Raw genomic sequence first — 7884 nt, 5'->3', positions numbered from 1 at the left:
CAGATGGGTTCCGAGAGATTCTGGGAGCCCGGGTCGCCGCCTGCGAGGATGAACTCGTCTGGTCCGGGCTGTTCGAGGACCTGAAGGACCGGGGATTGACCGGGGTCCAGTTGGTCACCTCCGATGGTCATCGCGGGATCCAGAAGGCGGTGGAATCCTCGTTTGTTGGATCGAGCTGGCAGATGTGCCACGTCCACTTCATCCGGGCCGTGTTGAGGACACTCCCCCAAAAACACCATCGGGAGATAGCGGAGAAGCTCAAGGACTCCCTTGCCGATGAACGGAGATTGCAGGATCTCGCCCGGAACCTGGAGGACCAGGGATACTCCCGGGCCGCCAATACTATTGAACGGTTCCTGTCGGGGTTGTTGAACTACCGGGCCTATCCGAATTCGCATTGGAAAAGAATCCGAACGACCAATGGCCTCGAGCGAATCCATAAGGAGATCAAGCGAAGAACGAAAGTCATCGGGGCATTCCCAAATGATTCCTCATTTCTGAGAGTAGCAGTCGCTATCCTCATGGATATGAACGAGGAATGGGTGACCGGTAAAAGGTATTTATCAATGGACGAGAGATGATCATGCGGGATCCAGGGCATCCATTTTACAGAAAATTTGAGACACTACCCTGCAATTGAGAGTTGAACTCCAATGTTAATATGTAAAACCCAAATTACTTGCCTGATGGAATGCATTTAGTAAGTCACGTAACCTCCCCATCAGCCACACGGAGTGAAAGAAAATGGGATTCTCCAAGAGGATCTTGCATTATCTGAAGGAGAATGCTGATGGAAATATGCTTTTACCATCAACGGCATGAGAGAGAACGGTTGGGGGATATCCAAGATTCTCTTTCGCATCCTCTTGGAGTCTTGCCGCTCAATCCCGTATTCAGGCTTGCAGAAATCTAAGGTTCTCTACTTGCCTGATAGTGTGCTAGTCACCGCGTTTTCAGGAGCATGACATATCTCTACCAAACCTCCTTCCCTTGGTACTCCTCGGTCCTGTTCAACCATCCGCTAACCGCATCTATCACCTTCCACGTTCCCGTCAGCCACAACCGAAGCGTATAGCTCTCCGCGAGGATGCGGTCCTTTTTTCAACCGCATCTGTCTCAATGAGATGGATCACGGTAAGATCAACCCGGAACCGGCGGGGTTCCTGAAGATCGTAAGCCCGGCTGCTCTTCTACGTGGCCTTCTCGTGCAGGAACCCCCACATGGACATTCAGCTCGTTGCTGTCGATCGCCCCCATGCAGCCGGCTCCGAGGAGTGCGTAGCCGTAATTCAGCATGCAGGTGGTGTAGTCTCAGGCACCCATCGGCCGATTAGTCTTCCCGACGATCCGACGATCCGACGATAACACTCCATCCTTGCGAGTATGACCTGCTGGAATGAGGTCCGGCAGAGCGCTACTCCGATCTCTTCCACGGTCCGAGCCGGGCTGTGCACCGGAGCGGGGCCCGGGATGGTCCCTGCCGAACACCAGGAGTAAAATTGCGGGATACTGCTTCAGGGCGAGGAGGGTGAACTGTTATTCTGCGATATCACAGGATATGCGGATATCGGAAAGATTGTCCGACGGCAGCAACGCATGCCTCCGGAAAAATCCCCCGTTCACTTCCAGCACATAGATGCATGCATCTCTCGGAACGATGTCTGCCGTGCTCAGGGGTGTCTGGTTCTCGAACAGTTCCTGGACGGTAAAATCGGAGGAGAGGAAGGCGATGTCCAGGGGGATCCAGGTGTTCTTCATCCAGAAGGAGCATCTCGTCGGTCCGGGATAGATAAACAGCATCCCGGCATCTTCCGCCAGTTCGGAACGGTACATGAGCCCCCTCTCTCGTTCGGCCGGTGTGTCGGCGAGTTCAACCGAGATCCGGATCGCATCCCCCTCCGGGGTGTAGATCGTGCAGCAGGACTCCGCCTCTACGTCGGCGATCCCGGGCTGCGGTCCTGAGAAGACGATGAAGATCATCAGGATCACGATCAGGATTCCCAGTACTGCCCCCATGAAGTGCCTGAACTGACGCCCCATATCCCGATAGCCCGATGAGAGTACTCGAATAAATAAATTTTTAAAATTATGTACATGGTATAAACCGGATGCCTGAAATACAAGGGGACGGGATGCCTGCCGGTAAACGATCCTGCAGCTGATGGGCATTCTGCTTGTCGCTCGCTCAGATGCCGATCCCCTGCAAAGGGTTTGCCCCCTCTCGCATTCTTGCCCGTCGATGCAGGATCATCTTTCGAGAACCTTCACATCTCCCGCACCGAAGAGGAGATGCTTCTGTACCTTCGCAGAATCCCGATACCCGGCCCCGCATTCAGGTTTGCAGAGGTCCAGGATCCGCTCCCTCCCCGCAGGGCGATGCAGTCCTGCTCCCGGACGACGGCACGTTTGCCCACCGGCCCATTCGATCCCATGCTTTGCCCAGACGGTGGGCAAGAGAGCGGAGCCTGTTCTGTGTCCGGTTTTTCAATTCCTTCCCGTTCCGCTGACTTCAGATCACTCTTGCCCACGTCTGCGGGAACACACGATGCCTCCTCGCACACCGGAGTATGCTCGCACCCTTCTGTGTTCCGGAAAATCTGGGCAAGAGTCGATCCGACCCCATCGGAACTCGTTGCATCGTTCTCAAAATCGGGATCGGGCTCTCCGGCAGCCGTTTCGTCTCTTGCCCACGACTCTTGCCCACCTCTTGCCCGCATGGGCAACGTGGGCAAAGGTCCCTCTTCACCCGCCCGGCCCGGGTTCCGGATAGGGAATGCGCGATCGAAGAGATCCATCCGGGGATTGCAGCAGGGTGGAGCATCCGCTGTGAGATTGCTGCCCCGCCGCGGCAGAGGTGCAACGATCCCGCCCGCAGGCAGCACCAGCAGCGGCGAAAGTGCACACGATCCATATCCTGTCATGGGAGATCCCGCTGATCTGTCGAGGGAGGCCGTTCCCGGTTCCGGCATCCGATGAGGGCCATGAGACGCCGCACATCGCCCGGGATGCTGCATCGAGGCAACGGGACACGATCCCGGGGAAGGTGTTCGGGATCCGGCACCGTATCCCCGAGGAACGGTAGGTCGCCAGCACCGCTCCCGCCATCCCGGCGAGCGGATCGACAGCACGGCACGCTCTCCCGGACCCGCCTTCCCCGGAGACGTCCTGGCAGGCCCTGCAGACGGTTCCGTAGGCGCCCACCGGGTATCGCACCGCCTCCACGTTCACCCGTTGAGACTCTCGAGGGTTAAAACACGCCGTGCGGGGGGCGAATGTGTTCGCCGCCCGGGTTTCCAGGGGCCGGCATATCACGCGTGCAATCCCGCCGGTGTCGTCTCCGCAGATGGCGGTTGGCCTCCGGCGATCCAGAGATGCACGGGATCGGGGATCGTGTCAGGTGCAATTGCGGGGCGAACATGGCCTGCCCTGCCCGTTCTTGCGGAGGGGATCCGGCGATGGAAGCCGTTCATGCCTGCACCCCTGGAGGCGAAGCCCCGCCCCTCACTCCCGCCGGGTATCGATCTTCTTCTGGATCTCCGCCTCGATCCGCCGCACCTTCTCGACGCCGGCTCTCCCCCGGGGGTAGTAGGAGAGGAGCAGGTGAAAGTAGTCGGCGACCAGGTCGTGCATCCCCTTCGCGTAGCGCACCTCGACGACGTCGTCCCCCACGATCCCCTTGATGGTGATGAAGTGCTCCCGCGCGAACGAGAGGAACGGCTGCCGCATGTGGGTGAGCAGCTCGACCTCCCCGAAGTTCCGCAGATAGTCGATGAACGCCAAATCGAGCGGCTCGTCCAGCACGTACTCCTTCAGCAGGGAGCCGTCCACGCAGAGCTTCGTCTGCTTCGTCTCAACGATCCGCACGCTGCACCACCTCGCGGATCGCCCGGGCGGCGGCTTCGCACTGCTCGCGGGTGTTCTGGCTGGAGAGCGAGAGCCGCACGCACCCTCTCCCCCCGTCGATGCTCTCGTGCACCAGGGGGGCGCAGTGGAGGCCGGTGCGGCAGATGACGGAGTACATCCGCGCGAGGATGAACCCGACGTCGTGGCTGTCCATCCCCTCCACGGAGAAGGGGATGACCGGGAGATCCGGGGCGTCGTTGTGCAGGACGACGGACTCCTCCTCCCGGAGCACCCTGACGAGATACTCCGTGTTCTCCATGGTCCTTCGCTCCAGGCGGTCGGGACCGTTCTGCATCAGGTAGCGCACGCCCGCGTAGAGCGAGGCGATGCCGGGGTAGTTGTGGGTCCCGCACTCGAACTTGAGCGGCATCTCGTCGGTATGGTAGGGGCGGGCCGATTCTACGCCGGTGCCGCCCTGCCGCACCGCATCCACCACCTCGGGCCGCTGGATGTAGAATCCCCCGATGCCCGGCAGCCCGTAGAGCCCCTTGTGGCCGGTGAAGACGAAGACGTCGACGGGAAGGGCGGAGAGATCGACGGACGCGTGGCCGGCGGTCTGCGCCCCGTCGACCACGAAGAAGATATCCTGCGAGCGGAGATGGCGCCCGATCGCCCCGACGTCCTGGACGGTCCCGAGTACGTTGCTGCCGTGCGTCATCACCACCATGCGGGTATCGTCCCGAAGCGCTTCCCGGATCGCCTGCGGCGCCACGTAGCCGTCCTCGAACGGGACGATGGAGAGCGTGATCCTTCCCTCCCGCTCCAGCGTGCGGAGCGGGCGGAGGACGGCGTTGTGCTCGAGGCGGGTGGTGACGACGTGAAACGGAGTCTCCCTGTGCTGGTGGGCGAACCCGTGGATGACCATGTTGAGGCTGTCGGTTGCATTCCGGGTGAAGACGATATGGGAGGGATCCGCGGCGCGGAAGAACCCGGCGAGGATCTCGCGGGCGAGAGCGGGGTAGTCCGCCTGCCCGCGAAGGGTCGTCCTCCCCTCTTCGTAGTAGGGCAGTTCGAGGGAGCGGACGACCTCCTGAATCACCTCCTTAGGTTTCGGCCAGGTCGTCGCCGCGTTGTTCAGGTAGATGATCTCCGGGGGGTTACCATGCGCCATCGGTGATTCCGTCCTGTATACGGTACTCTGAGGATTCCAGTCAAAAAGCAATCGTCTGGAGCCCTCCGGCACCTCTGATCGTGGTGCCGAAGGGTATTCGGTGAAGACGGTCGCCGCAGGTCCTCCCGATCGATACGAAGGCCCGTCGGAACGGGATACGGCAGCGCTGCCCCGATGCGGTGCAGAACGGGGTTGCAACCTCGCACGAGAAGTCCGTTCTCCTGAACGAGTGCTGCACGAACTGTTCCATGCCCGTTCCCGATCGAAGAGGGAACCTCGAGAAGTCTCCCCGCCGACTGCTGGATGGAGCGGTTCGGGGACGACCCGATAGGGATCTGAAGTGCACCCCGACCGCGGGGCAGGATACTGCCGGTACGCTGCGGATGCCACGCTCCTGCCACTTCGAAATATCCTGCCGGGTCGGAGCGTTTCGGAGACCCTGCGTCGATAGGCTTATCCCTGCATTGAGCCCACCCCCCGCATCCTGAAGAGAAACGGTCGCGAATCCCGGGAAGATCCGCATATCCGTCCTCGGAGCCCTGACGACGCGATGTGCGGGCGCAACAGAGCACCTCCGCGCGATGGAGCGCAGAGCCGGCTGTCCCGAAGACTGGGGACGGGAGACGCCGTCTTCATCGGGCTCGGCTCCATGATCGGCGCGGGCATCTTTACGGCTCTCGCGCCCGCCGCAGCGGCGGCGCAGGGCGGGCTGGTTGTCGGCCTGCTCCTCGCCGCATTCGTTGCCTATTTCAACGCCAGCTCGTCGGCCCAGCTCGCCCGTCTCTACCCGGCGTCCGGCGGCACCTACGTCTATGCAAAAGAACGGCTGAACGAGTTCTGGGCCTGGATCGCCGGCTGGGGTTTCGTGGTGGGAAAGTTCGCCAGCTGTGCCGCGGTTGCCCTTACCTTCGGCTACTACCTGGCGCCCGGGTATGCACGCTACCTGGCCGCGGGGGCAGTCGTCGCGTTCACGGCGCTGAACTACTACGGGATCGAGAAGACGGCCACTGCCACGAAAGTGATGGTCTCCGTGGTCATCGCCAGCCTGGCGGCGATCGTCGTTCTCATGCTCGGCGGCGGACCGGATCCCGAGAACCTCTCCCCCCTCCTGGGTTCGAACGGCATCTACGGGATCCTGCAGTCGGCCGGCATCTGGTTCTTTGCGTTTGCGGGCTACTCGAGGATCGCCACGCTGGGCGAAGAGGTGAAAGATCCGGAGACCTCCATTCCCCGCGCCATTGTCCTGGGTCTGGGCATTACGTGCCTTGTATATGCCGCCGTCGTCATCTCGGCCCTGCTGCTCGTCGGGCCGGCCACACTCGCCCTCTCCAATGCACCCCTGGTGGCAGCGGTAACCGAGGCGGGTTTCGGCCAGTGGCAGTGGATCGTGCGGGTCGGCTCGACCGTCGCGACCCTCGGTGTGCTGCTCTCGCTGATGGCCGGGATCAGCCGCACGCTGTTTGCCATGGCGGCAGACCGCAGGATGCCCTCGTACCTGGCCAGCGTTCACCCGATCCACAAAGTTCCGCACCTCGCGGAAGTGACCGTCGGCACGATCCTGTTCGCGGTCGTATTGCTGGCAGACGTGCGTGCGGCAATAGGATTCAGCTCCTTTACGGTATTGCTGTACTATGCGGTCACGAATATGGCGGCCTATACCCTGGAGGGACGGGAGAGGCTGTACAGCAGGAACCTGGCAATACTGGGTCTTATCGGTTGCCTGGCGCTCGCCATCACGCTGCCGATCGCATCGGTAGGGATCGGGAGCGTGGTCATGCTGGCAGGCATCCTGATCTGCATATCGCAAAGCCGGCGCAGCCCGTAAAAACAAACGCCGGCGATAACGGTGCGCATCCGGTACGGCCGAAAGCTTCCAGGACTCCTCGATTCATGTGGCAATTCTGAAGCCCTGCGCAGCTTCCACCGAAATAGCGGGGGCTCTCCTCTGACGGTTTGATATGCCTCTTCATGCACGCTCGCGCCGACATAACCGCCATTCGTGCAGGGGGGGGGTAAAAAAGCAGGATTTCAGAGGATTTTAGTCTCTTCGGTTGGCCGGGGCACCTTCACCACCAGCACGCGGAAGATCGCGTCGCTCTCGTTGATCCAGCGGTGCGGGGTCCGCGCCGGGCTCTCGACGAGCGTGTCTTTCGCCACCGTCTCCCGCTCGTCCCCGATCTCCACGATGCCCGTCCCCTCCAGGACGTAAAAGAAGACATCCGTCGGCGTGCTGTGCCGCTTCAGGGACTCGCCCGGCTGGAGGGTGATCACGACGGCCACGGCGTGGGGCGAGTCGTAGACCTTGCGGGCATCCACGTGGTGCGGGTTGGGGCTGACCGGCTGCCGCTGCAATTCGGTGACCTTCATGCATTTCACGGGAGAGGATGCGCCGCGGTACGTCTAGATGCTTTCGCATCACCGCCGCCGAAAAAGCATTCATATGCGGCCCGCACAATTGTCAATATGCCCAGTGAAGCCATCATCCAGCGCGATGGCAGCACCTTTGCCATCGTCACCCGCACGCCGGGGGGCATCGTCACGGCAGAAGACCTGGCCCGCCTTGCTGCGATCGTGCAGAAATACCGCGTTCCTACAGTCAAGCTCACCTCCGGGCAGCGGTTCCTGCTCGCCGGTATTCCGGAGAAGGATCTTCCCGCCATCTGGAAGGATCTCGGGATGGATCCCCGCCGCTCCGCGGCGCCGTGCGTCAAGTTCGTGCACGCCTGCATCGGGACGGACATGTGCAGGTACGCCAACCAGGACTCCCTGGCACTCGGGAAGGCGATCGAGGAGCGGTTCATCGGCCAGACGTTCCCGGCCAAGATCAAGATCGGGGTGTCGGGCTGCCCCCGCTGCTGCGGGGAGAGCCG

At 61.5% G+C, this 7884-nt stretch carries 8 protein-coding genes; 3 read left to right on the top strand and 5 right to left on the bottom strand.

Annotated features, from left to right (window positions below; all coding sequences use genetic code 11):
• Positions 1-581 (top strand): transposase (locus QMC96_12955; GenBank protein ID MDI6877664.1); only part of this gene is annotated, 581 nt, incomplete at its 5' end.
• 955 nt (positions 582-1536) lie between these two features.
• Here QMC96_12955 and QMC96_12950 read toward each other — a convergent pair.
• From QMC96_12950 to QMC96_12935, 4 genes are all read right to left on the bottom strand, one after another.
• The gene (locus QMC96_12950) at positions 1537-2040 is read right to left on the bottom strand and encodes a DUF192 domain-containing protein (GenBank protein ID MDI6877663.1); all 504 of its coding nucleotides are present in this window, start codon (positions 2038-2040) and stop codon (positions 1537-1539) included.
• A 1461-nt stretch (positions 2041-3501) separates the two neighbouring features.
• Positions 3502-3864 (bottom strand): hypothetical protein, encoded by a 363-nt coding sequence (locus tag QMC96_12945; GenBank protein ID MDI6877662.1) that lies wholly within the window; start codon positions 3862-3864, stop codon positions 3502-3504.
• On the bottom strand, positions 3851-5014 hold the full coding sequence (locus QMC96_12940) for an aminotransferase class V-fold PLP-dependent enzyme (GenBank protein ID MDI6877661.1): 1164 nt from the start codon (positions 5012-5014) through the stop codon (positions 3851-3853). The genes QMC96_12945 and QMC96_12940 overlap by 14 nt, the downstream gene beginning before the upstream one ends.
• Before the next feature lie 40 nt (positions 5015-5054).
• Positions 5055-5264: a hypothetical protein gene (locus QMC96_12935; GenBank protein ID MDI6877660.1), complete on the bottom strand. Its 210-nt coding sequence runs from the start codon at positions 5262-5264 to the stop codon at positions 5055-5057.
• A gap of 300 nt (positions 5265-5564) precedes the next feature.
• Between QMC96_12935 and QMC96_12930 the strand changes: the two genes are divergently transcribed.
• Positions 5565-6839, top strand: a complete 1275-nt coding sequence (locus QMC96_12930) for an amino acid permease (protein MDI6877659.1) — start codon at positions 5565-5567, stop codon at positions 6837-6839.
• Between the two features lie 203 nt (positions 6840-7042).
• On the opposite strand, the gene QMC96_12925 is transcribed toward QMC96_12930, so the two are convergent.
• Entirely contained in the window at positions 7043-7381 is a 339-nt protein-coding gene (locus tag QMC96_12925) for a cupin domain-containing protein (GenBank protein ID MDI6877658.1), read from the bottom strand.
• 96 nt (positions 7382-7477) lie between these two features.
• Between QMC96_12925 and QMC96_12920 the strand changes: the two genes are divergently transcribed.
• The coding region (locus QMC96_12920) for an NAD(P)/FAD-dependent oxidoreductase (GenBank protein ID MDI6877657.1) at positions 7478-7884 on the top strand (407 nt) is incomplete at its 3' end.

Source organism: Methanomicrobiales archaeon, from assembly GCA_030019205.1.
In the GTDB taxonomy this organism is placed as follows: Archaea; Halobacteriota; Methanomicrobia; order Methanomicrobiales; family JACTUA01; genus JASEFH01.
This window is presented reverse-complemented; position numbering and strand designations above follow the sequence as displayed.

Bases quoted from the DNA above. Each gene is read 5' to 3' on its own strand.
- QMC96_12935 (MDI6877660.1), bottom strand. From the start codon at position 5,264: ATGGAACAGTTCGTGCAGCACTCGTTCAGGAGAACGGACTTCTCGTGC.
- QMC96_12930 (MDI6877659.1), top strand. From the start codon at position 5,565: ATGTGCGGGCGCAACAGAGCACCTCCGCGCGATGGAGCGCAGAGCCGG.
- QMC96_12940 (MDI6877661.1), bottom strand. From the start codon at position 5,014: ATGGCGCATGGTAACCCCCCGGAGATCATCTACCTGAACAACGCGGCG.
- QMC96_12950 (MDI6877663.1), bottom strand. From the start codon at position 2,040: ATGGGGCGTCAGTTCAGGCACTTCATGGGGGCAGTACTGGGAATCCTG.
- QMC96_12925 (MDI6877658.1), bottom strand. From the start codon at position 7,381: ATGAAGGTCACCGAATTGCAGCGGCAGCCGGTCAGCCCCAACCCGCAC.